We start from the raw sequence: 23491 nt of genomic DNA, 5'->3' as shown, positions 1-23491 counted from the left end.
GCTGCTCATGAATATGCTGGCGACACCAGAGAATCCATAGGGAAACGCATTTTGGCCACACTCACCGAATCCGCTATTGAAACCTTCGCCATCAAATTGCTCGAGCGCCTAGGCTACGACTATGTCCATGCTCCGGATATTGCCCCAGACAGTGACAATCCAGAACGACACGACTATGCCGAGGTGCTATTGGTCGGGAGGCTGGAGAAAGCGGTTCAGCGTATCAATTCCAAGCTGCCGGCAGATGTCGTTCAGGCCGCACTGAAGGATGTCGAACGTGTCCAGTCTCCCGAGCTGCTGGCAAATAACGAAGCATTCCATCGGTTGTTGAGCGAAGGAGTGCCGGTGAGCATTCACAAGGACGGTGATGAGCGCGGCGAACGAGTATGGCTGATCGACTTTGCCCGTCCGGAGAACAACGAGTTCGTAGTCGTTAGTCAATTCACGGTGATTGAAAACAACCAGACTAAGCGCCCCGATCTAGTGCTGTTCGTCAATGGTTTACCCTTGGTAGTAATCGAGCTAAAAAATGCCTCCGCTGAAAACGCCACGCTGAAAACCGCATACCAGCAGATCGAGACCTATAAACAAACTATCCCGAGCCTGTTCAGCACTAACGCGCTAGTGGTTATATCAGATGGATTAGAAGCCAAAGCCGGCTCACTCTCAGCTGGGCTTTCGCGCTTTATGGCATGGAAGAGCGCCGATGGTAAAACAGAAGCCTCTCACTTGGTCAGTCAATTGGAAACGCTGATCGTTGGCATGCTCAACAAAACCACTTTGTTGGATTTACTGCGCCACTTCATTGTGTTCGAGAAGGGCAAGAAGGAAGATCCCAAAACTGGCCAAATAACAATTAGCACCGTTAAAAAGTTGGCGGCCTATCACCAGTACTACGCAGTAAATGCGGCGATAGCCTCTACCCTTCGGGCAGTCGACATGGGCACCGGTCTCAGCGTGCAGGAGAGTCCCATCAGCTATGGCCTGCCTGGAGTAACCAAGCAGCCTAGAGGCGATAAAAAGGCCGGCGTGGTGTGGCACACTCAGGGATCGGGAAAATCTCTTTCCATGGTGTTCTACACCGGTAAGATTGTGCTGTTGCTCGATAACCCGACCGTTCTAGTCATTACAGATCGCAACGACCTTGACGACCAGCTTTTCGATACCTTCGCTGCGTCCAAGCAGCTACTACGTCAGGAACCGGTTCAAGCCAGGGATCGTGAGGACCTCAAGAGTTTGCTGAAGGTGGCCTCAGGCGGGGTAGTGTTCTCTACCATTCAGAAGTTCCAACCAGTAGAAGGCAATGTCTATGAGGAGCTTTCCGACCGTCGTAACATCGTTGTAATTGCCGATGAAGCGCACCGTACACAGTACGGCTTTGCAGCTAAGACAGTGGATGAAAATAGCGCTGACGGCACTTTGATCGGCAAGAAAGTAGTCTACGGTTTTGCTAAATATCTACGCGATGCACTGCCGTTCGCCACCTATCTAGGCTTTACCGGTACTCCGATCGAAAAGACTGACGTAAACACACCCGCAGTGTTTGGCAATTATGTGGATATCTACGACATTGCTCAGGCAGTAGAGGATGGAGCCACCGTGCGCATCTACTACGAAAGCCGCCTAGCTAAAGTAACGCTCAGCGAAGAAGGCAAGAAGCTGATAGCCGAACTGGATGAAGAGCTAGACCAGGACGAACTGAGCGACACTCAGAAGGTCAAGGCCAGATGGACCCGGATGGAAGCCCTGATCGGTAGCGAACAACGTATTCAGAACATTGCTCGCGATATCGTTGCCCATTTCGACGCCCGTCAGGAGGTCTTTGCCGGTAAAGGTATGGTGGTGAGCATGTCTCGACGCATTGCCGCCGAGCTATACAATGAGATAATCAAACTGCGTCCAAAGTGGCATTCGGATGAGTTGACCAAGGGTGCAATCAAAGTGGTGATGACCGCGCAGTCTAGCGACGGCCCCCTATTGGCCAAACACCACACCACCAAAGAGCAGCGCAAATTACTGGCCGAACGCATGAAGGACGATGCCGATCCACTCAAACTGGTCATCGTGCGCGATATGTGGCTAACGGGGTTTGATGCCCCTAGCATGCATACCCTCTATATTGATAAGCCGATGAAGGGTCACAACCTGATGCAGGCCATTGCACGGGTGAATCGCGTGCACAAGGACAAACCAGGTGGCTTGGTAGTGGATTACCTCGGCATTGCTTCCGACTTGAAAGAAGCACTTTCGTTTTACTCCGATGCAGGCGGCAAAGGCGATCCGACTCTGGCACAGGAGCAAGCGGTCGCGCTGATGTTGGAAAAAATCGAGGTGATATCAGCTATGTACCACGGATTCGCCTATGAAGACTTCTTTGAAGCTGATACTGCGCAGAAGCTATCTCTGATCCTCTCGGCGGAAGAACACATCCTCGGTCTAGAGGATGGGCGCAAGCGTTACATCAATGAGGTCACGGCATTGTCACAAGCCTTCGCCATAGCCGTTCCGCATGATCAGGCGCTGGATGCCAAGGATGAAGTGGGTTTCTTCCAAGCAGTCAAAGCACGGTTGGTCAAATTCGATGGGGGCGGTATAGGTGAAGGTCGCAGCGATGAAGACATCGAAACTACAATCCGCCAAGTAATCGACAAAGCATTAGTATCGGAACAGGTGATCGACGTATTCGATGCAGCCGGTATTAAGAAGCCTGATATTTCCATTCTCTCAGAGGAATTTTTGGCTGAACTTAAGGATTATAAGCACAAGAATGTGGCGCTGGAGGTACTTAAAAAGCTACTCAATGATGAACTGAAAGCGCGAGCAAAGAAGAATCTAGTCCAGAGTAAGAGCTTGATGGAGATGCTGGAAAATGCCATCAAGAAGTACCATAACAAGATTCTGACAGCTGCTGAGGTAATGGACGAGCTGATCAAGATCAGCAAAGAAATCGTTGCCTCTGATGACGAAGCCAAGAATATGGGGCTGACGGATTTCGAGTACGCCTTCTACAGCGCTGTGGCCAACAATGACAGTGCCCGCGAGCTGATGGAGCAAGACAAACTACGCGAACTGGCGGTGGTACTAACCTTGCGGGTGCGGGAAAATGCATCCATCGACTGGACCATCAAAGAAAGCGTCAAAGCCAAGCTCAAGGTAATTGTGAAACGCACGCTTCGCCAGTTCGGCTACCCGCCAGACATGCAGCTACTCGCAACGGAAACAGTATTGAAGCAGGCAGAGATGATAGCGAAAGAGTTAATCGACTAGACCTACTCCAAGTCATTGCCACAATTTTGCCACACTCGCCCCGCTAAACGGGGCGAAAACCCGCTAACCCCAGCTCTCACAACTCTTTGATTTCCCAGCTAACCCGCGCTAACGTATTGATTCTAAACGTCGACTTTTAGGACTCCGAAGGCAGGGGCCGTGGGTTCGAATCCCGCCTGGTGCGCCACATACAACAAAGGGCTTAGGTGAAAACCTAGGCCCTTTTGTTTTTGAGGCGCTAATTTGCGTAATGCCTGCCGACAAAACCAATCAACCTGAACCCAACCGCAATGGCTCGTTCTGTTTGCCACTGGGAGAGTTTCTGCACGGCATTTCATCACCAACACCCAAAACAGCGGTGCAGTCCTGAATACAGACTTTGCTGTGCACCTTCCCGCCAGATGCCACCGGCAGGCAGGCTAATAATCATGGTTTGCTCCTGTATTGCTCTAAAACATATGAAGCTGGTCCCAGAGGTTTGACTTGCAATCGAGCTCATTCAAGTCAATCAATCAGTTTGCTGAACCCCCAAATTAAAACCATCGATGCAACTAATCCCCAACTGGTTAGCTGGAGTACGATGAGTTGGCGCTTAAGCGGCGCAGGGAAATTAGCTAAGTCTGTAGGACTCGCACCACCATCGCGTAAGTAAATTGAGGGCCGAGCCACAACACCCATGACTCCTCCAAGCACAAAGAGCTTGCCTACTGGCCCGCCATTTTTTAACGCAGCTCTTGTCATGACTGCCGGACAATTGCTGAGACTCTCGAGCATAGTGTCTAGCTTGGTGTAGGCAAGGTACAGCGCGGCAATAAGGCAGACTACTATGCCAATTAGCTCAACCAAAACCACAATCAGAAATACCAACTCAAGTAGCGGCAAATTCATTTACCAGTTCGCCTCTTATAAACTACATCCGCGGTGCTCTCACCAATTCCACCACCAATGCCTCCAGCAGCTAAAGACCCTGCTCCAACAACTATAAGCCCACAGGCTAGAGCTCCTATACCTCCGGTGGGAACACCAAGCGCAATGCAGATTGTTCCAGCAGCGGAGCCGCTAAGCGCAAAACCTGTAATAGCTCCACCAACCACCGTACCAGCGAAGCTCCCCGTCTCAGTATATTTGACTCTTTCACACGCCTCTGTATTACCCGCTGTGCAAACATCCTGAACCTTCATATACGAGGCGCCAGCGCCAACTGTGGTTCCAATCCACCCGCCCATTTTTACGTACTTTGCAGCTCGGGCGACTCCGTTTATGTGGGTTGCATAGCCGGGGATTTGGCCGGGTGCCCCTGCCTTTGTCCAGTGATGCACCAAGCTTCGGCTCGATATGCCTAGAGCGCTCTTGAGGTTTGGATGATCTGGAAAGCCTATCCCTTTTTTAGTTAGTGAGGTCAATTGCATTTCAAGCTGGCTGAACAGGCGTTGACGCTCTGCGAAGAACTCCTGAGCGCGTAAGTGCCCATACTGCTGGAAGGATCGCTGATGCAAGCTATCAATGCTGCGAAGTGAATTACTCACGCCTTCCAGATGCTTGGCAAATATTGCTTCACCTATGCCGATCGATGTTGAACCTTGCGTAAGAAATGATTCGATTTCGTCACGGTTGCGGGCCATAAAGTCCGCTTCATCTGGAGTCAGCGCTTCCAAACTGGCATTAACCTTCGTAGCGGCTTCCATCAGAAGCGCCTCTTCACGCGTGCACTGCTGGTTGTTCGGGTCGCTGAGCACGATCATCTGGCCAGCTTTGACCTGGTCTAGATTAGGGTTCAGTCCTTTGAACTTATCGAGTACAGCCGAGCTTGGCGAGGTGAAGAGTTGAGTCTCAAGCCCCTGCGCTGTGGTGCTTTGCGGGACGATGTAAAAGCCGGGCTCTTGGGTTTGCGCCTTAGCCACGGGTTCAACCAGAGCGTTGCTCGCTTCGACGGGCGATGATTCTTTAACCAAAGCCTGCTGCATTTGGTTTGGATTTTTTAAAAGCTCAGTCATTCGCGCATCATCGACCGAGCCGTCGCTTCGAATGGCGCCAAGCTGGGCGAAATCGACAATATCACTGCTTGCACCGCCTCCGGATTGGAAGCCACCAAAGGTATCGGGGCTGCCTGAAACGATGGTGCCGCCGTGACTCGAACGACTTCCGACATAGGCCAGCGGTCGATTGTTGACGACAATAGAAGGGAAGCCCGTTGTGATCACGGCCCCACAGCCGCATTTATCACCCACTCGGGCGGCGCCGAGAAAATTGGTTTGATCATCGGGTGAGGCTGAAACAATAGGTGTCTTGCCGTGGCCTGCGATTGGGCAATCATGCATATCGCCAAGTCGTGCTGTAGGTATCATCGCCATTCCTTTGGTCTTGATAATTTATTCAGCCCGCACTCTAGCAGAGTAAAACTGCGCATTTTTTTGCGCGATCAGCCTGAAAGGCTCATGTTCAAAGGGCTACATTAAAATCATGAATAAATCACGGTGGAGATTTGGTGTAGGGATTGAGAAACCCAGCGGCCCTCATAGAGGTGAAAGGGTTTAATCGTGGTCTGTCCGCTATTGTCTCTTCAGTCGCTTGTTTGAACCGTTTATTAAGACGCGGTACTTGCACTTTCCGCCTCTTGCTCAAGCCAAGACCAGAATGCCAAAGCCTGAGGAGAAAGGTAATCGTGGTCTTGGCACGTCAAATAAAAAGCCTCGTTCGTGGCAACCCGCTGTTCGAAAGGGGCAACCAGACGACCAGTTGCGATCAACCCAGCAACCAACGAGGTTCTCCCTAAGGCAAGTCCATGCCCTTGAGTAGCCATCTCCAGTGCCGTTATCAATGTGTCGAACTGCATACCTTGGGACGCATCGATATGACGAAAACCAGTCTGATTAAGCCAATAGCCCCAACCTTCTTCGTAACCTATAACATGCAGCATGGTGTAGTCGCCAAGCTCATTAGGTGAGCATGGCGGTTGGGCGCCGTTGCAGAGCGCCGGACTGCACACTGGTATCAGCTCATCCCAAGTCAGACGCCTAACTTTCAACCCTGGCCAAACCCCCTGACCGTAGCGAATATCCATATCAGCATCTTTCGCTCGCTCATCCAGCCATATGTTGCTGGTGAAACGCAGAGAGATATCTGGATGCAACGCTCTAAAGCGGTACAGTCTTGGTGCCAGCCAGTTAGTAAAAAAAACCAAATTTGCCCGAACTGTCAGCAGCCTTTTTCGGCCCTGGCCAAATAACTCATCGGTGGCTGCCGCCAGTCGTTCCACAGCCTCATGGACCGCAGGCATGTATGCCTGCCCCGCTTCGGTCAGCTCCAGACCTCGAGGTAACCGCTTGAACAGACGAACACCAAACTGCGACTCAAGTCCTTTGACTTGCTGACTGATCGCGGCTTGAGTCAGGTTCAACTCAGCAGCAGCTTGAGTAAAGTTAAGATGCCGGGCTGATGCTTCAAATGCCCGCAACCAGTTCAATGGAGGCAGCCGTTTTTTTACAACCATCGCTAAACCCCTACAATTCCATCGTCAGCATAATCGATCAACTGCCCCAGCTCAGCAGCTGCCTCACGTAACAGGGGGACATACATCAACAGCTCATCAAAACGCTTACTAATTACCGGGGCATGGACGAATAAGCAGGCAAACAGCCGACCTTGCCGATCTTTAACCGGAACGGCGCAAGCCACAAGACCATCTACGAACTCCTCATTGTCGGTACCCAACTCCTCAGCCCTGATTTTAGTCAGAGCGCGCTCTAGCTCCACTGCATCGGTCAATGTATTGCGAGCATACCGGCTCAGAGGTAGATTCTTGAGAATGCCGAGGCGTTGATCACGAGACAATGAACTGAGGTAGAGTTTGCCGCTTGAGGTACACCATGTTGGCGTATGACTGCCCACCGGCAAATACACCTGCAACGGCCGCTCAGTTTGTACCCGATCGTAATAAATCATCTCAGTGCCACTGGGAATAGCAATACCGCAGGTTTCACCAATAATTGACGTTAGGCGTTGCAGGATGGCCTGACGAGGCGCTTTGAAACGGCCACTATATAAGACCCCGAGAGCAATTCCATGCAAGCGGATACCTGGCACCAGCAAACGACGCATATTGAACTGCAGATAACCGTCACCTTCTAGTTGCGCCAGCAACCGATGAAGGCTCGGTTTAGGAATAGACAATTGCTCGGCTAAATCGGCAGGAGATATAGGACGATGCGCTCGGGAAACTGCCTCAATAATTTCCAGCACCCGAGTGATTGAAGATCCCTTCTCCTTCATCAACTAACGCCTTGTAATTAAGTTCGCTTAACTGACCTACGAAGTAAGCACAAAAGGCCACGCACTGATAACAGCTGTGGCCTAACCTTGAGGTTCTGAGCAAGCCAGCCTGCTATTACTTATTTCATGGTTGGCATAGAGAACTCAGCCCCTTCGCGGATACCCGCCGAAGGCCAGCGCTGAGTAACCGTCTTACGTTTGGTATAGAAGCGCACGGCATCGGGGCCATAAGCATGTAAGTCGCCGAACAGAGAGCGCTTCCAGCCACCAAAACTGTGATATGCCACAGGCACAGGCAGAGGGACGTTGATTCCGACCATACCCACTTTGATGTTGTCAGAGAAATAGCGGGCGGCTTCACCGTCGCGTGTAAAAATGCAGGTGCCATTACCGTATTCATGGGCATCAATCAGATCCATAGCTTCCTGCATGCTGTTGACACGAACCACTTGCAGCACAGGGCCAAAGATTTCTTCGCGGTAACTGTGCATGTCCGGGGTGACATTATCGATCAGCGTCCCCCCCACAAAGAAGCCATTTTCATAGCCCGGCACCTGTGGGTTACGGCCATCAACAACTACCTTAGCGCCCTGTTCTTCGGCGCTGTTGATGTAACCGACGACTTTTTCTTGGTGCGCTTTAGTAATCACCGGGCCAAAGTCATTGCTTTGTTCCGAGTAAGCTCCCACTTTCAGCGACTGCATGGCAGCCTGCATTTTCACAATCAGCGCATCAGCTGCTGTATCGCCAACTGCCACTGCTACCGACAGGGCCATGCAACGCTCGCCGGACGAACCAAACGCAGCGCCAAGTAGTTGGTTTACCGCGTTATCCATATCGGCATCTGGCATCACAATAGCGTGGTTCTTCGCCCCGCCCAGAGCCTGGCAACGCTTGCCATTGGCATTGGCGGTTTTGTAGATGTACTCAGCAATCGGTGTCGAGCCAACAAAGCTCACCGCTTGGATACGCTCGTCATTCAACAAGGTATCAACTGCTTCCTTATCGCCGTTGACCACGCTCATAACTCCATCCGGCAAACCTGCCTCCTGAAGCAGTTGAGCAATAAATAAGGTCGAGCTTGGGTCACGCTCGGAGGGCTTGAGAATAAAGCAGTTACCGCAGGCTATGGCCATCGGGAACATCCAGAGCGGCACCATGGCAGGGAAGTTGAACGGAGTGATCCCGGCCACTACGCCCAAAGGCTGAAACTCGCTCCAGGAGTCGATATTCGGGCCAACGTTCTTGCTGTGCTCGCCCTTGAGCAGCTCAGGTACACCGCAGGCATATTCAACGTTCTCAATACCGCGTTGCAGCTCTCCCATGGCATCGTGAGATATCTTGCCGTGCTCTTCTCCAATCATCTGCGCAATCCGCTCAGCGTTTTGCTCCAGCAATTCCTTGAAGCGGAACATCACCCGCGCACGTTTGATCGGCGGGGTGTTGCGCCATGCCGGGAAGGCGGTTTCAGCGGCTGTGATGGCTTGCTCCACAGTCGCTCGCGAGGCCAATGCAACCTGCTTGGAAACGGCGCCAGTGGAAGGGTTGTACACGTCCTGCAACCGCTCGGCATCTGTGACAATTTGGCCGTTAATCAGGTGACCTACTGTATTCATTTTGCATATCCTCAACTTTGTTGTGTGCGGGCAACACGCCTGCGATCAGAAATAAATCGGACTACCAAAGCTGCTTGTAGATCGCGATGATCTCTTCAGCCGTAGGCACCCGTGGATTATTGTTGGGCGAACCAGAGGCCAGCGCCTGCTCGGCCATGATGTCCAACTGCGCAAAGTAGTGATCTCGCTCGATCCCGAACTGAGCCGGGCTTGGCACCTGCAACTCATCATTGAGCGCCTGCAATTCATCCAATAGTTTGCGGTTGGCCTGTTCAGTGCTGTCCGTAGCACTAGCGACTCCCATTGCCCTGGCACAGTCGGCATAACGCTCGGCGGCGGCAGGAATGGAATAGGCCGTGACACTGGGCAGCAACATGGCGTTGGACAGCCCGTGGGGAACATGAAAGTGCGCGCCAATTGGCCGGCTCATACCGTGCACCAATGCCACCGATGCATTGGAAAACGCCACCCCAGCCAGAGTCGAACCCAGCATCATTGCCTCACGGGCGTCCTTGTCCGAACCATTATGGTAGGCACGGCGCAAATTGGGTCCAATCAACCGCATGGCTTGCAGTGCCTGGCAGTCGCTGTAAAGGCTGGCCTTCTTGCTGACGTACGCCTCCATCGCATGGGTCAATGCATCAATGCCGGTGTCTGCTGTAGTACGAGCTGGTAGGCTCAGGGTTAAGCTGAAGTCGATTAACGCTGCCACCGGCATAAAGCCGATGCCGATACAGAGCATTTTTTCGTCGGTTTTCTCATCGGCGATGATGGTGACCCGCGTAACCTCCGAGCCAGTGCCGGCTGTAGTCGGCACCGCAATAATCGGTAAACCGGACTCAACAACAATGCGCGGAAACTTGTAGTCACGCATTTCACCGCCATGTTTAGCGAGGATGGCAATGGCCTTTGCACTGTCGATCGGGCTACCGCCGCCCAAGGCAATGATGCAGTCGTAATTGCCGCTGCGCGCCTTTGCCACACCGGCCTGGATCGAAGCGACTGTCGGTTCCGGCACCGTCTCATCGAACACCTCGGCAACTATCTGCTCACGGGCCAAACATTGCTGAATACGCTCGGCATAGCCTAGTTTGACCATCATCCTGTCGGTGATGATTAGCGGCCGGGAGCAACCAAGGTTGGCCATGACCACTGGAATATCTTGGCTGGCGTCACCGCCGATTTGCATAATGCGAGGCAGTATCACTTGAGTAGACATAGCAACTCCGCTATTTCAAGACGACAGTCTCCGAAGAACACAACTAGAGGGTTCCCGTGCAGTCATCCGTGTATGGGGGGCTCCGCATCAGGGGACACGGAGTATTCAGGTTCAAATCATTGAGGATGCAGCAGTCTCGACGTTGCTCGGCGGCTTACTCGACTTATCGACTGACTGCTGTTTGCGGGTGCTCACAGAACAGGATTTGACATCCTCGCGCAGCGCCTTAAAAAAACCGTAGGCGGCAAAGATGATCACCACAGAAAACGGTAGCGCCGCTGCCACCGAGGCTGTCTGCAATGCTTTTAGACCTCCTGCCAACAACAAGCCTGCCGCTACTGCACCGATAGCAATCCCCCAGAACACGCGGTAGCGGGCTGGTGGATGTTCATCACCCATACAAACCAAGGTGCAGATCACCAAGGTGGCCGAGTCTGCCGATGTTACGAAGTAAGTCACCAGCATCAGGGTGCAGATGCCCGCCATCAAAACCGTCATCCATTGACCAAGGCTCATTAACTCAATGGTTTTGAACAGCGCCATGGTCAAGTCTTCGTTTACTGCAGTCGTGACTCCGCCACTACCAAACAGCTCAATATAGATCGCGTTATTGCCAAAGATAGTGATCCAGAACGTCACCAAAACGGTTGGAGCGATTAAGACGCAGAGGACGAATTCACGCAGCGTGCGACCCTTAGAGATACGCGCAACAAACATCGACACAAAGGGTGCCCAAGCAATCCACCAGCCCCAGTAGAAAATTGTCCACCAGCCTTGCCATTGCCCCTTAGGATCTGGATCAACCCAAAGACCGAGTTGCACAACATTGGCCAGGTAATCTCCTGTATTGGTCACAAACGCGCCTAGCAAGTATGCCGTGGGGCCAAATACTACGAACAACACCAGAATCAAAATTGTCAGGTGCATGTTCAATTCACTGAGCATGCGAATACCTTTATTAACCCCGCTGAGCACCGAGGCAGTCGCAATCACCGAGATCACTGCAATCAGGATCACCTGATTGGTGATGGATACCTCGATACCCATCAAGTAATTGAGCCCTGAGTTCATCTGCTGCGCGCCTAACCCAAGCGAGGTAGCAATACCAAACACCGTACCGAACACGGCCAGCAAATCGGCAGCATGACCCAGCGGCCCGTAAATACGCTCGCCTATTAGAGGATAGAGGCTGGAGCGGATCGACAGCGGTAAACCCTTGCGGTAAGCAAAGTACGCCAGCATCAGCCCGAATACTGCATATAAACTCCAACCATGCAGACCCCAGTGAAAGATAGCGACGCGCATGGCCACCTGCGCAGCCTCGGCAGTCATATTCTGGCTTTCGGGGAAGAATGGCGTTCCCTGAAGGTGATAGATCGGTTCCGCGATACTCCAGAACAGAATTCCGATACCGATACCTGCACCGAACAGCATGCTAAACCAGGAAAAATTACTGAACTCCGGCCGGTCATCATCTTTGCCCAAACGAATACCGCCATAACGGCTAAAACTCAACCACACCGCCAAAAATAGGAAAGTGCTCATTAGGCCGATGTAATACCAACCCAACTTTGTCGCAATAAACTCTTTAGCATCTGTATAAAGACCACCGGCTAAATCTGGATAGATCACGGTGAACAACACAAAGAAAACAACTAATACTGCTGAACCAACTGACATGACCGGATGCACGCCGGACAACACTCGATCCTCCGGCGTTTTATTTATCTTATCACTCATTGTTCGGCCCTCTGCATATACGAATTTCTTATATTTATTTTCATCTCGCACCTCTTTAACTGTTGGTTTACTCTCGGACCACTTATATGCAGCTGGCCATGTGAAAACCTGCATGGCTCCTTTCATCGGATGCTTCTCGCGATCACCACTCGGCAGGTTTGCGCAGACGCCCAACAAAAAAGCCAGCCGTATCGATTCACTGGGAACCCTCAAAATCGAGACGAAACCTATTGTTATGAAGATGAAAAACGATGAGAAGCAATAAAATGGCAGCCTTAGCCCCCGTTTTTTTTATGACTTAGGCGCAGCCATTGCCGATACCTCCCCTGCTGAACCAATACGACACGACGCTGAAACCGCTCCCTCCCTTGTTATCTAAAGCACCGTCCAGCCATAAATTAAATACGGCCTGAGGCCATTTTTTTATTGCTACTCCGCGGCCCTGTTCATTTTTAGTATTAGCAACACCAAAACAGCCCCATAACCAACAAGCACATAAGTAAATGCCAGCTGACTAATTCCTAAAAACGAATTACTCAACAGCAAATATTTAAACAGACTCTTGTTTAAACGCGGCTTGATGGTCGGAACTCAGGAGCTCAGACCGATGCGGCCTAGGCCGCTTTTACTTTTAGATCCTGACACCCAGAAGTTTTCTTAAAAACTAAATACCTATATGAAGAGGGATGTGAAATGAACAATAACAATCAATTGCCTTTGACTGGCGTTCGCGTCGTCGACTTCGGCCAGCAAATCGCAGCCCCGGCAGTTGCCATGACGCTTGCCGATCTGGGTGCCACTGTGATCCATATTGACCCGCCACAAGGCCCGCAATGGGATCACCCGGCCAACGCGGTGCTAAACCGAAACAAGAGCTGCCTGCGCTTGGACCTAAAATCAGCAGACGGACTGACCCAAGCTCTGGCCTTGATTGAGCAGGCAGACATCGTCATCGAAAGCTTTCGTCCTGGCGTCATGCAAAAGCTCGGTATCGACTTCGGCACATTACGTGCGCAACGCCCAGAACTAATCACCCTGTCCATACCTGGCTTTGCCAGCAACGATGAGCTTCGCCGTGACTGGAAAGCCACCGAAGCTGTAGTAGCCGCTACCGCAGGGGCTTTCACAGACATGGGCTTTAACCGTGTATTGCTGGGCTTGAATCCTAGTTTCTCACCACTGCCGCTGGGCTCGGCCTACGCCACTACTCTAGCAGCTGCCTCTGTTGCCCTCGCTTTGCAAGCCCGTGAACGCACTGGACACGGCGACGCAATTGAAGTGCCGGTAATCTCCGCACTGATGGAAGGCTTGTCCTATAACTCCTACGTGATTGAAGGGTTGCCCGAGCGCTACAAGACTATGCGTGAGCTGGAAATCGAGCACCGCAAAGCCAATAACATCCCAATGGACTTGAGCTACAACGACCTGCAGGAATACCTCGACCCCTTCTATCGCACCTACAAGTGTGCCGATGGCCGGATGTTTTATTGCGTCTGCCCGTCCCACCGCAACCATGCCAAGCGTGCCTTACAAGTGCTGGGCATCTACGACGAATTGGTCGCCGAAGGACTTCCGGAAGTAAACGACCTGCATGCACCGATCAGCGAATGGGATGGTGAAACCTCTATTGGTGTGTATCCGTTACCGAAGAAATGGGCCGACCATATCTCCGCCAAAATGAAAAAGGCGTTCCTCAGCAAGACCTCCGAAGAGTGGGGCACGCTGTTCGGTGAAGGCCAAATTCCGGGAGCGCCGCACCGTACAACTCAGGAGTGGGTAAACCACCAACACACTAACGCAGCCGGTCTGATCGTTGAGGTCAATGATCCTGAATATGGCCTAATGAAACAGCCCGGCCCATTCGTCTGGCTTGAAGAGTGTGCCGGCCTGATGGTCAACCCGCGTCCACGCACACAAGTATCCTATTCCCAGGCACTGGCACAGCTGCAAGCCACCGCCAACGCTCACCCATCCACCTACCCGGTTGGTAACGCTGTACAGGCTACAAATTCAGCTGGCTGGCTCGATGGCCTGCGCATTCTTGATCTAACTAACGTGATCGCAGGCCCACACTCCACGGCTTTCCTAGCCCGCTTTGGCGCTGACGTGATCAAGCTTGACCCGGTCAAACCTATGTATGACCCGCTGATCGGCACCCTGTTTACCTTCCAGACCGGCATGGGCAAACGTAGCGCCTTGGTCGATATCATGAGTGCTCAAGGTCGTGAAGTATTCAACCGTTTGGTGGCATCGGTCGACATCGTGGTAATCAATGCGCCAGAGCGCCAACTCAAGTCTTTGGGCCTGGACAACGAAAGCCTGCAAGCTGTTAACCCCGGCGTCCTGTTTTGCCGTCTCGACTGTCTCGGCGGACCACTTGTGGGCCCTAAGAGTGATTATATTGGGTACGACGATATCATTCAGGCCCACAGCGGAATCATGAGTCGTTTCGGTGGCCCACAAACGCCGGAAGAACATGCTCACCTGGGCACTCTGGACGTCAACTGTGGTTTTGCCGCTGGCCTCGGTATGGCAGTTTCTATTTACCATAAGATGAAAACAGGCAAACCCACCCGTTCGCGCACGTCCCTATCGTCCGTTACCAATCTGGCACAACTGTCGTTCGCCTTCGACTATGCAGGCCGCGGGCCTTTCAATGAACCTTCTGGCCGTGAAGTACTGGGTCATAACGCCCTATCCCACTTCTATCAAACAGCTCAAGGCTGGATTTACCTCGACTCGACACCCGCCGAGTTGGCCCAGCTCGAGCGTATCGAAGGTCTTGCAGGAATCAGTCAAGCTTGCAATATCGCAGACTTCTTGAGTCAGGCATTACGTTCTGCGCCAGCAAGCTACTGGGCAGAACAATTCCAAGCTGCAGATATTGCCGCTGCCGAACCTCTTTCGATCGAAACCCTTCGCGAGCTGTACACTCGAGAAGGCGACGGTACAGTGGGAATTGATCGTGGCAGCTTCGCCTTTTCTATTCACCCAAACCATCCAAGCGGGCACTGCCTGACGCAGATTGATCACCTAGCGATCCGCCCGACCGAGGCCAGTATAAAAGCCATCAGTCTTCCAGAGCGCTGGGGCCACTCTACCCGCGAAGTATTGGCGGAAATGGGTTACAACGAAACCGAGGTCGAATCGATGATCCAGTGCAATATTGCTAGTTTGGGTTGGGCAAAGGAATTCCTCCCAAGCTAGCCCCCCCGCCTGCGATCTGAAACTGATGATCAGGTCGCAGGCGAAACAACTATGCTTTCCAACTCAACAGAGTCAGATAGGTGCCCCAGTGTTCCAAACACATTTGGCTGGCTGCTTTTGGCCCAGAGTATGTAAAAACGCCGCTGAAACCGAATCGTCCGGCAAAAGCAGAAGAACGACTTAAAACCGTCGTCCGGAATTAGTTGACCACTACAGCCCTTAGCTAGCCCCTACAAAAAACCTTTCAAAGCCCTCCCCCAGTATAGGTGGCGTTATGAAAAGCAAAGCTCCTGTGCCAAGTCAAAGCATGTTAGATGTCATTGGCAATACCCCAGTAGTAAAGCTCAATAAGGTCGTACCATCTGGGCACGCAGATGTGTATGTAAAACTTGAGTACTTCAATCCCACCGGTTCCTACAAAGATCGCATGGCGAAAACCATGATAGAGCAAGCCGAAAAAAAGGGAGAGCTTCGCCCAGGCATGACAGTAGTGGAGGCTAGCGGAGGGAGCACAGGCTCATCACTTGCGTTCGTTTGTGCAGTGAAGGGCTATGCATTCAAAATTGTTTCTTCGAATGCTTTTGCCTCAGAGAAACTGAAAACGATGGACGCGTTCGGTGCAGATCTAGACCTGATTCATAGCGACTCAGGAAAAATTGGGGCTGACCTCATTCCAAGGATGATTCAGAAGTCCGTGGAGTACGGAAAGCAAGAAAATTTCTTCCTTACCGATCAATTTGCCAACAGAGATGCTCTGATCGGCTATGAAGAGATCGGTAACGAAATCCTACAACAGTTCCCAAATGGCGTGGATGCGTTCTGCGGAGCGGCAGGTGTTGCAGGTATGGTGATGGGTGTCGCCAAGATTCTGAAGCAGGTAAATCGTAGCACCAAGATTTATGTGCTAGAACCAGAAAGCTCTCCAATGATGTCTAAAGGATGGGCCGGCGAGCACCATGTTGAAGGCATCGGTATCGGCTTTGTCCCTCCATTCTTGGACCCAGAGCTTTATGAAGAAGCGTGGGGCATATGTGAACAAGAAGGCCGCAAGATGTGCCGCCTGCTTGCAGAGCAAGAAGGAATACTTGCGGGAACATCCACCGGTTTGAATATTGTGGCGGCTATCAAGCTTGCCAAAATACTTGGCCAGGGGAAAACCGTGGTTACAGTCGCATGCGATACCGGCCTAAAATACATGGCCGGCGGCCTTTTCGACAAACAAGTAAAAAAATAAGTGCATGATTATCAAAATTGCATTCATTGGTGGCGTGAAAATGGTAACCACTTTGATTAGCGGCATCATTGCCAATAGGGCTGAGTAAACAAGCATCCATGTATATGATCCAAATGCTGAGCGGTACAGACAACTCAGTGATAATTTTGAGCTTCATGAATAATAGGGCGCTGCTCGCGGTTTTGCGAAGCGCTGACTCGCTCATTAGCCCAAACTGATGACCCCGCCTGAAAGCGACTTCCCCCTCCCCCGCCAAAGCCATTTTGCCGAAATAGGCAATAACCCGCTCCGATCGAGCAAGTGTGAACACTTATCGATATATAAGCTCAGATGAAGATGTGGAGCGGCATTGCGCACGAATCATGCGCGAACACATAAAAACAAGCGCGATGCAGTGCGGGCTGAACGGCCCCGATCCAACAGCTCGCGCCATGCAAGGCAGCTCCGTGATGTGAAGCGTTAAAACCGATGAGGACCGAAGTAATGACTGATCCGACTGAACGCAATATTCACGACTCAGACAGCACCGGCCAATTGTTCAAGGAACTGACGACGCCCTCGCGGCGTAACTTCCTTCGCACTATCGGTATTTCCGGCATGGCCGTTGCCACCGCGCCTGTATGGGCGCAGACCGCACAGCTTGAGGCACCCGTCGACGACAGTGACACGCCCTTGGCAAAGGGCGAGTTGCGTGTCTCGCTTAAAGTAAACGGGCAACTACACGCCCTCAACATTCCCGGCAACGCAGTGTTGCTGGACGTATTGCGCGATCGGCTGCAATTGACCGGCACCAAGAAGGGGTGCGATCACGGCCAGTGCGGGGCTTGTACCTTGCACATAAACGGCCAGCCGGTGAACAGCTGTCTGTCCCTGGCCGCGATGCATGAGGGTGATGAAATCACCACCATCGAAGGGCTGGAGCAAAACGGTCAACTGCACCCCATTCAAGAAGCCTTTTGGGCGCACGACGCCTTTCAGTGTGGCTACTGCACTTCAGGCCAGATGATGACCGCTGCGGCGATTATCAAGGATGCGAACATCGGAGCCGACGACGCCAGCGTTCGCGAAGCCATGAGTGGCAACATCTGCCGCTGCGGCGCCTACAAGAACATTCTGGCAGCGGTGCAAGATGCCCGCGGCAAACTGCAAGGAGCCAGCTGATGAGAACCTTGGAGTATATCCGCGCGAGCAGTACCGAGCAGGCCATTGCCACTCACTCGCGCAACGAGGCTACGGCCTTTCTTGCGGGCGGCACCACACTGCTGGATCTGGTCAAGCTCGACATCATGCAGCCCGATCAAGTGGTCGACGTGCACAAGCTGGCGTTGAACCAGGTCGAAACCCTGAACGATGGTCGCACCCGGATTGGCGCCATGGTCAGCAATACCCAACTCGCCAATCACCCGCGAATCAAAAGTGACTATGCGCTGTTGTCCCAGGCACTGCTTTCCGGCGCCACCACTCAACTGCGCAACAAGGCGACCACTGCGGGGAATGTGATGCAGCGGGTGCGCTGCAATTATTTTCGCGATGGCGTCTCTGCGTGCAACAAACGTAATCCCGGCTCGGGCTGCGCGGCCATCGACGGCCACAACCGCAGCGTGCATGCCGTGTTGGGCACCAGTGATCAATGCATTGCCAGCCATCCTTCGGATATGTGTGTGGCCATGGCTGCAATTGGCGCCAGTGTTGAAGTGCAAGGCCCATCCGGTAAGCGCGAAATCAACTTCCTCGATTTTCACCTGTTGCCGGGAAGCACACCCTGGAAGGAGCATGCACTCCAGCCGGATGAGTTGATCACCCATGTCACCCTGGACGCACCGCTGGCGAACAATCAATCCGCCTATCTAAAGCTGCGTGATCGCAGCTCTTATCAGTTCGCGCTGGCATCAAGTGCGGTGATTTTGGTCATGGATGGCAAGGTGATCCGCGAAGCGCGTATTGCCATGGGCGGCCTGGGCACCAAACCATGGCGGGCACACGATGCAGAGCGCGCACTGCGTGGGCTAACCGCCAGCCCGGATGCGTTCGCCAAGGTTGCGGCTATTGCCCTGAAGGATGCAGTGCCTTATTCGCACAACGCCTACAAGATTCCGTTGGGGCGCCAAGCCATTGTGCGCAACCTCATGACACTCGGCACAGGAGCATTGGCATGAGCGAATCAATCATGGGTGCATCGCCACGGCGCGTCGACGGGCGTTTGAAAGTCACCGGCCGCGCCCTGTACACCGCAGACCAGCATCCGCAAGGAATGGTCTTCGCCTATGGCGTGTTCAGCAACGTTGCCAGCGGCTCGATCAAGTCACTGGATATCGAATCCGCACGGCGCTCTGTCGGGGTGATCGAAATTCTTCACCATGGCAACTTCCCCCAAGCCTTCCATTCCCCACCTGCGCAGTTCTCGATTGAGAAGGTACTGACATCCACGCGTATCGACGAAAAGCGCTTGCCGTTCGAAGACGAGGTCATTCGTTACGCAGGGCAATTCGTTGCTCTGGTTATTGCTGACACCTTCGAACATGCCCGTGAGGCTGCTTACAAGGTCAAGGTCAGCTACACAGACAGCCGCGCAGTAGCCAATCTCAAGCTGGGATTGCAGCAAGGCGCGCCTGCTGACAGCGGCCAGGGCCATAAACGCGGCAACCCTGCCGAAGCCTTCGATGCCGGCGCGCAGAAGGTTGACGCGACCTACACCACGCCCGTTGAAACCCATAACCCCATGGAGATGCACGCCACAGTCGCGCTCTGGGAAAACAACAAGCTGGTGGTGTATGAATCCACCCAGTCGGTGGTTGTGCAGCGCAATACCCTTGCCCAGATTTTCGGTTTACCAGCTGAGCGCGTGGAAGTCAGGGCTCCGTTTATAGGCTCAGGCTTTGGCGCAAAGCTCTGGGTTTGGCCCCATTGTGTAGCCGCATGCGCCGCGGCAAAGGTGGTTGGCCGACCGGTACAACTGGTTGTGCCACGAGCTCAAATGTTCACCACGGTCGGACACCGTCCCGAAACCCATCAACGCATGCGCTTGGCGGCCGATGCCAAGGGCAAGCTGGTTTCGCTGCGCCATGAATCGCTCAATACGCAAGGCATGGGCGATAGATATGTTGAGAACTGCGCAGGCATGAGTGCCAGCCTTTACTCCTGTGCCAATGTCGAAACCAGCCACGCCACAGTGCCGGTCAACCGTGGCGCGCCAACCTCAATGCGCGCGCCGGGAGCAGCGCCGGGCTTGTTTGCCTTGGAGTCTGCGATTGATGAGTTGGCCGAGAAATGTCAGCTGGACCCACTCGCGTTCCGCCAACTCAACTGGGCTGAGCAAAATGAGCAGGAACAGCTGCCCTGGTCTGGCAATCATTTGCGTGAAGCCTTGGCCGAAGGAGCCAAGCGGTTTGGCTGGGCCAACCGCAAGCCAGAAATAGGCAGCATGCGTGAAGGCCATGAAGTCATTGGCTACGGGATGGCGCAGTGCAATTGGGACGCCTTCCGCACGCCGTCCAAGGCCCGTGTGTCCTTGAAACCCGACGGCAGCGCCGAGGTTTTTTGCGGCGTCCAGGATATCGGCACCGGCACCTACACGGTCATCGCGCAGTGTGTCAGCGATCTTACCGGCTTGCCCTTGGACAAGGTCGTCGTGCATTTGGGCGATTCAACGTTCCCGGCGGGCCCCGTTTCCGGCGGCTCCTGGGTGACCGCTAGCGTATTGCCAGCGGTGGCCGAGGCGACCCGAACCGCGCTGCAACAGCTCAAAGCGTTTGCCATTTCCAGCGAAGGCGGACTTGCCGGCGCCAAGCCCGATGCAATCAAGATCAGTAACGGTAAACTGGAAAGTGGCAGCACAAGCATCGCATTCGCTGATGTACTCAAGCGCATGAAGCTTGCCAGCGCCGAGGGCGAGGCTCACACCGGTATGGCTGACTCAGAAAAGCATGCCTTCAGCTCGTTTGGCGCGCACTTCGTTGAGGTGCGCTGGGACCCGGGTATTTCGCGGTTGCGGGTTTCGCGGGTGGTCAGCGCAATTGATGTTGGCAAGGTCATCAATGCCAAGACCGCACGCAACCAGGTCGAGGGTGCCATCGTCATGGCCATTGGTATGGCGCTGTTCGAAAGCACCGATTACGACGAGCGCAACGCCATGCCGGTAAACAATAACTACGCCGAATATATGGTGCCGGTGCATGCCGATCAGCCAGAGATCGATGTAATCCTGCTCGATTACCCAGACTACAACCTCAATGAATTTGGCGCCCGTGGGATCGGTGAAATCGGGGTGACCGGGCTGGCCGCTGCTGTGGCCAACGCCGTGTACCACGCGACTGGCAAACGCGTACGCGACCTGCCCATCAGTCTGGAAAAACTGATGAGTGACGAAACGCTCCAAGACAAAGCCATTTCCTGACGGCGTGGTTCAAGCGAGGATGCCTTGGTTGCAGGGCATCTTCGCTCCACGAATAAATATACGAGGCTTGCGCCCTGCTTAATGAGCACACTACAACGTCGTTGACTGGCCGTTGCGATCCAGTTCAAACACCTTGCTCTGCATCAAACGCTGTTTAAGCCAGCGCTCGGCCTTGCCTCGGCGTAGCTGGCGCGGCCATACCAGATCGACACCCACCAACCAGTCGGTGTGCGGGTATGCAGCCAGTTGTAACTCGACCAATTCACCATTGTTCAATTCACGCAGGATAAGCTGGCGCGGCAAGGTGGCCCACCCTAATCCGGCGCGCACCATTTCCATCACCGCCATGTAGCTTTCGGCCTGCCACATTTGCGTGGAGCGCAGGTATTCCGTACTCGGTAGTTTGTCGACGTGGGCACTGAATGCCAGCCGACGATGGGCATGCAGCTCGGCAAAACTGACTTGTTTGTGCTGGGCCAGCGGGTGATCCCGATGGGTGACATGCACCATGATCAATTTGCCCAACTGCATAAACTCAAGTTCACGGGGGTAGTCAGGCTGCGAGAATGCCACGCCCAGCACGGCCTCGCCCTTGAGCAATATCTGGCGCGCATCGCCATCCACAGGATGCCGGACTATCAGGTCGACCGAGGGAAACTGCTGCTCGAACTCAACGAGAACCGGCATTAGCGTGTTGTACGGCACCTCAATGGCCAGCGTCAGGCAGGGCTCCACATCCTCGGCCATGCCATCGGCATGACTTTCCAGTGCCAGGCAACGCTCGATCACCGCTTCAGCCTGCAGCAGTAGCTTCTGACCGGCTGGCGTCAGGCTTGGAATACGGCTTGAGCGATCAAACAAGGCGACGCCCAGATCGGTTTCCAGATTGGCTATCGCCGCGCTGATCGTCGACTGGGTACGACCCATTTTGCGCGCCGCAGCAGAGAATGAACCCGCTTGCACGACGAGGCTGAAAACCTGTAGTTGATCCAGTGAAAAGCGCATCGCATTGCCTAACTCATCCATCGGTTTTAACGATGGTTATTCATTTGTTCCATCGAGATCAAGCGAGGAATACTCAACTTCGCCAGCACAGAGTCACTAATTGGTCGAAGAACCAATAGCGTGCCCGGCCCTTATAAAAATAAAGCTGCCCTCTTCAGGAGACACGCTAATGAAAGCCACACAAGTCCATCCGGTTGATGAGGTTCTGCCCATCCGCCAATTGTTCACCTTTGGTTTGCAGCATGTTCTGGTGATGTATGCCGGGGCTGTGGCCGTTCCGTTGATTTTGGGTAGCGCGCTGGGGTTGACCTCGGCGCAAGTCATATTGCTGATTAACGCCAATTTGCTGACCTCAGGCGTGGCGACTTTGATCCAGACCATTGGCTTCTGGAAATTCGGCGCCCGCCTGCCGCTGATCCAAGGTTGCTCATTTATTGCGCTGGCCCCGATGATCATGATTGGCAAGGAGTTCGGCCTCAGCCAGATATTCGGTGCCGTAATCGCCGCAGGCGCGATCACCATTGCCCTTGCGCCAATTTTCAGCCGCCTGCTGCGCTTTTTCCCGCCGGTTGTCATCGGCAGTCTGATTACCATTATTGGCATCTCGCTGATGCCGGCCGCTGCTATCTGGTTGGGCGGTGGTAACCCTGCAGCCGAAGATTTTGGCGCGCCTGCCAACCTGCTGCTTGGGCTAGCCACGGTTTCGATCACGCTGGTGGTCTACGCCAAGTTTTCCGGTTTTATCGGTAATCTCAGCGTGCTGATCGGTCTTATTTTGGGGAGCTTGGTTGCAGCGGCTTTCGGTATGACCAACTTTAACCGCGTGGGTGAGGCGGCGTGGTTCGAGTTGAGCCCCCCGATGGCTTTTGGCGCACCGGAATTCTCGCTGATGCCGATTCTGATCATGACCCTGGCAATGCTGGTGATCATGGCCGAAACCACCGGTAACTGCCTGGCTATCGGCAAACTGACCGGCAGACCAACCACCCAGAAAACCCTGGCCGGGGCCTTTCGTGCCGACGGTCTCTCTACCATGCTCGGCGGCCTGTTCAACAGTTTCCCCTACAACGCCTTTACCCAAAATACCGGTTTAATCGCCCTGTCTAACGTCAAGAGTCGCTTCGTGGTCGCGGCGGCAGGCGCAATCATGGTGCTGATGGGCCTGTTCCCGAAACTCGGTGCGCTGATCGCGGCGGTTCCGACGCCAGTGCTCGGCGGCTGCGCCATCGTGATGTTCGGCATGACCACAGTGGCCGGTATCCAGGAGCTGTCGCGGGTCAAGTTCGAAGGCACACGCAACGCAATTATTGTGGCGGTATCTGTAAGTGTTGGCGTGCTGCCGATGTCATTCCCGCCTTTGTTCGAGCATCTCAGCGGCACCCTCAAACTGGTCTTGGAAAGCGGCATTTTCCTGGGTGCAATCACCGCGACTGTTCTCAATCTATTGCTCAACAGCGACCCGCAAAACGAACCCGAGGCAACGCTCGACACTCAGCCCGAGCCAAGCAAGTAAGCCCAGCTTCCTCTTCTCGCCAAGAGGA

At 53.6% G+C, this 23491-nt stretch carries 15 protein-coding genes; 7 read left to right on the top strand and 8 right to left on the bottom strand.

Annotated elements, in window-relative coordinates:
- Positions 1–51: 51 nt before the first annotated feature.
- Positions 52–3267, top strand: coding sequence for a type I restriction endonuclease subunit R (locus tag AACY26_RS14660; RefSeq protein ID WP_339515277.1), 3216 nt, complete (start codon positions 52–54; stop codon positions 3265–3267).
- 504 nt (positions 3268–3771) lie between these two features.
- On the opposite strand, the gene AACY26_RS14655 is transcribed toward AACY26_RS14660, so the two are convergent.
- From AACY26_RS14655 to AACY26_RS14625, 7 genes are all read right to left on the bottom strand, one after another.
- Positions 3772–4155, bottom strand: coding sequence for a hypothetical protein (locus AACY26_RS14655; RefSeq protein WP_339515275.1), 384 nt, complete (start codon positions 4153–4155; stop codon positions 3772–3774).
- The gene (locus AACY26_RS14650; RefSeq protein ID WP_445261310.1) at positions 4152–5618 is read right to left on the bottom strand and encodes a PAAR domain-containing protein; all 1467 of its coding nucleotides are present in this window, start codon (positions 5616–5618) and stop codon (positions 4152–4154) included. The genes AACY26_RS14655 and AACY26_RS14650 overlap by 4 nt, the downstream gene beginning before the upstream one ends.
- A gap of 233 nt (positions 5619–5851) precedes the next feature.
- Positions 5852–6757, bottom strand: coding sequence for a transcriptional regulator GcvA (gcvA, locus tag AACY26_RS14645; RefSeq protein WP_339515273.1), 906 nt, complete (start codon positions 6755–6757; stop codon positions 5852–5854).
- A gap of 2 nt (positions 6758–6759) precedes the next feature.
- Positions 6760–7536 carry an IclR family transcriptional regulator gene (locus AACY26_RS14640; RefSeq protein WP_339515271.1) on the bottom strand — a complete coding sequence of 259 codons (777 nt, stop codon included), beginning with the start codon at positions 7534–7536 and terminating at the stop codon, positions 6760–6762.
- A 119-nt stretch (positions 7537–7655) separates the two neighbouring features.
- Positions 7656–9152: a CoA-acylating methylmalonate-semialdehyde dehydrogenase gene (locus AACY26_RS14635; protein ID WP_339515269.1), complete on the bottom strand. Its 1497-nt coding sequence runs from the start codon at positions 9150–9152 to the stop codon at positions 7656–7658.
- Positions 9153–9213: 61 nt separating this feature from the next.
- Positions 9214–10371, bottom strand: coding sequence for an iron-containing alcohol dehydrogenase (locus tag AACY26_RS14630; RefSeq protein WP_339515267.1), 1158 nt, complete (start codon positions 10369–10371; stop codon positions 9214–9216).
- Between the two features lie 111 nt (positions 10372–10482).
- Positions 10483–12237, bottom strand: a complete 1755-nt coding sequence (locus tag AACY26_RS14625; protein ID WP_339515265.1) for a BCCT family transporter — start codon at positions 12235–12237, stop codon at positions 10483–10485.
- 567 nt (positions 12238–12804) lie between these two features.
- Here AACY26_RS14625 and AACY26_RS14620 point away from each other — a divergent pair.
- The 5 genes from AACY26_RS14620 (at position 12805) to AACY26_RS14600 (ending at position 20945) form a co-directional block, all read left to right on the top strand.
- Entirely contained in the window at positions 12805–15318 is a 2514-nt protein-coding gene (locus AACY26_RS14620) for a CoA transferase (RefSeq protein ID WP_339515263.1), read from the top strand.
- Positions 15319–15592: 274 nt separating this feature from the next.
- Complete coding sequence (locus tag AACY26_RS14615; protein ID WP_339515261.1) at positions 15593–16552, top strand: PLP-dependent cysteine synthase family protein; 960 nt, start codon at positions 15593–15595, stop codon at positions 16550–16552.
- A gap of 597 nt (positions 16553–17149) precedes the next feature.
- On the top strand, positions 17150–17713 hold the full coding sequence (locus AACY26_RS14610) for a (2Fe-2S)-binding protein (protein ID WP_339515680.1): 564 nt from the start codon (positions 17150–17152) through the stop codon (positions 17711–17713).
- Positions 17713–18708, top strand: a complete 996-nt coding sequence (locus tag AACY26_RS14605) for an FAD binding domain-containing protein (protein WP_339515259.1) — start codon at positions 17713–17715, stop codon at positions 18706–18708. Before AACY26_RS14610 ends, AACY26_RS14605 begins: the two co-directional genes overlap by 1 nt.
- Positions 18705–20945, top strand: a complete 2241-nt coding sequence (locus AACY26_RS14600; RefSeq protein WP_339515257.1) for a xanthine dehydrogenase family protein molybdopterin-binding subunit — start codon at positions 18705–18707, stop codon at positions 20943–20945. Before AACY26_RS14605 ends, AACY26_RS14600 begins: the two co-directional genes overlap by 4 nt.
- A gap of 90 nt (positions 20946–21035) precedes the next feature.
- On the opposite strand, the gene AACY26_RS14595 is transcribed toward AACY26_RS14600, so the two are convergent.
- The gene (locus tag AACY26_RS14595) at positions 21036–21950 is read right to left on the bottom strand and encodes a LysR family transcriptional regulator (RefSeq protein ID WP_339515255.1); all 915 of its coding nucleotides are present in this window, start codon (positions 21948–21950) and stop codon (positions 21036–21038) included.
- Positions 21951–22119: 169 nt separating this feature from the next.
- Here AACY26_RS14595 and AACY26_RS14590 point away from each other — a divergent pair, with 169 nt between their 5' ends.
- Entirely contained in the window at positions 22120–23463 is a 1344-nt protein-coding gene (locus tag AACY26_RS14590; protein ID WP_339515253.1) for a nucleobase:cation symporter-2 family protein, read from the top strand.
- Positions 23464–23491: the final 28 nt, after the last annotated feature.

Origin of the sequence: Pseudomonas sp. RL_15y_Pfl2_60, from assembly GCF_963970595.1 — a bacterium.
GTDB lineage: Bacteria > Pseudomonadota > Gammaproteobacteria > Pseudomonadales > Pseudomonadaceae > Aquipseudomonas.
The sequence above is the reverse complement of the archived record's forward strand: the minus strand, read 5'-3'. Positions and strand labels throughout refer to the sequence as shown.

Excerpts from the sequence above, each read along its gene's own strand:
- AACY26_RS14655 (WP_339515275.1), bottom strand. The coding sequence starts at position 4,155 with ATGAATTTGCCGCTACTTGAGTTGGTATTTCTGATTGTGGTTTTGGTT.
- AACY26_RS14650 (WP_445261310.1), bottom strand. The coding sequence starts at position 5,618 with ATGGCGATGATACCTACAGCACGACTTGGCGATATGCATGATTGCCCA.
- gcvA (WP_339515273.1), bottom strand. The coding sequence starts at position 6,757 with ATGGTTGTAAAAAAACGGCTGCCTCCATTGAACTGGTTGCGGGCATTT.
- AACY26_RS14640 (WP_339515271.1), bottom strand. The coding sequence starts at position 7,536 with ATGAAGGAGAAGGGATCTTCAATCACTCGGGTGCTGGAAATTATTGAG.
- AACY26_RS14635 (WP_339515269.1), bottom strand. The coding sequence starts at position 9,152 with ATGAATACAGTAGGTCACCTGATTAACGGCCAAATTGTCACAGATGCC.
- AACY26_RS14630 (WP_339515267.1), bottom strand. The coding sequence starts at position 10,371 with ATGTCTACTCAAGTGATACTGCCTCGCATTATGCAAATCGGCGGTGAC.
- AACY26_RS14625 (WP_339515265.1), bottom strand. The coding sequence starts at position 12,237 with ATGAAAGGAGCCATGCAGGTTTTCACATGGCCAGCTGCATATAAGTGG.
- AACY26_RS14620 (WP_339515263.1), top strand. The coding sequence starts at position 12,805 with ATGAACAATAACAATCAATTGCCTTTGACTGGCGTTCGCGTCGTCGAC.
- AACY26_RS14615 (WP_339515261.1), top strand. The coding sequence starts at position 15,593 with ATGAAAAGCAAAGCTCCTGTGCCAAGTCAAAGCATGTTAGATGTCATT.
- AACY26_RS14610 (WP_339515680.1), top strand. The coding sequence starts at position 17,150 with ATGGCCGTTGCCACCGCGCCTGTATGGGCGCAGACCGCACAGCTTGAG.
- AACY26_RS14605 (WP_339515259.1), top strand. The coding sequence starts at position 17,713 with ATGAGAACCTTGGAGTATATCCGCGCGAGCAGTACCGAGCAGGCCATT.
- AACY26_RS14600 (WP_339515257.1), top strand. The coding sequence starts at position 18,705 with ATGAGCGAATCAATCATGGGTGCATCGCCACGGCGCGTCGACGGGCGT.
- AACY26_RS14595 (WP_339515255.1), bottom strand. The coding sequence starts at position 21,950 with ATGCGCTTTTCACTGGATCAACTACAGGTTTTCAGCCTCGTCGTGCAA.
- AACY26_RS14590 (WP_339515253.1), top strand. The coding sequence starts at position 22,120 with ATGAAAGCCACACAAGTCCATCCGGTTGATGAGGTTCTGCCCATCCGC.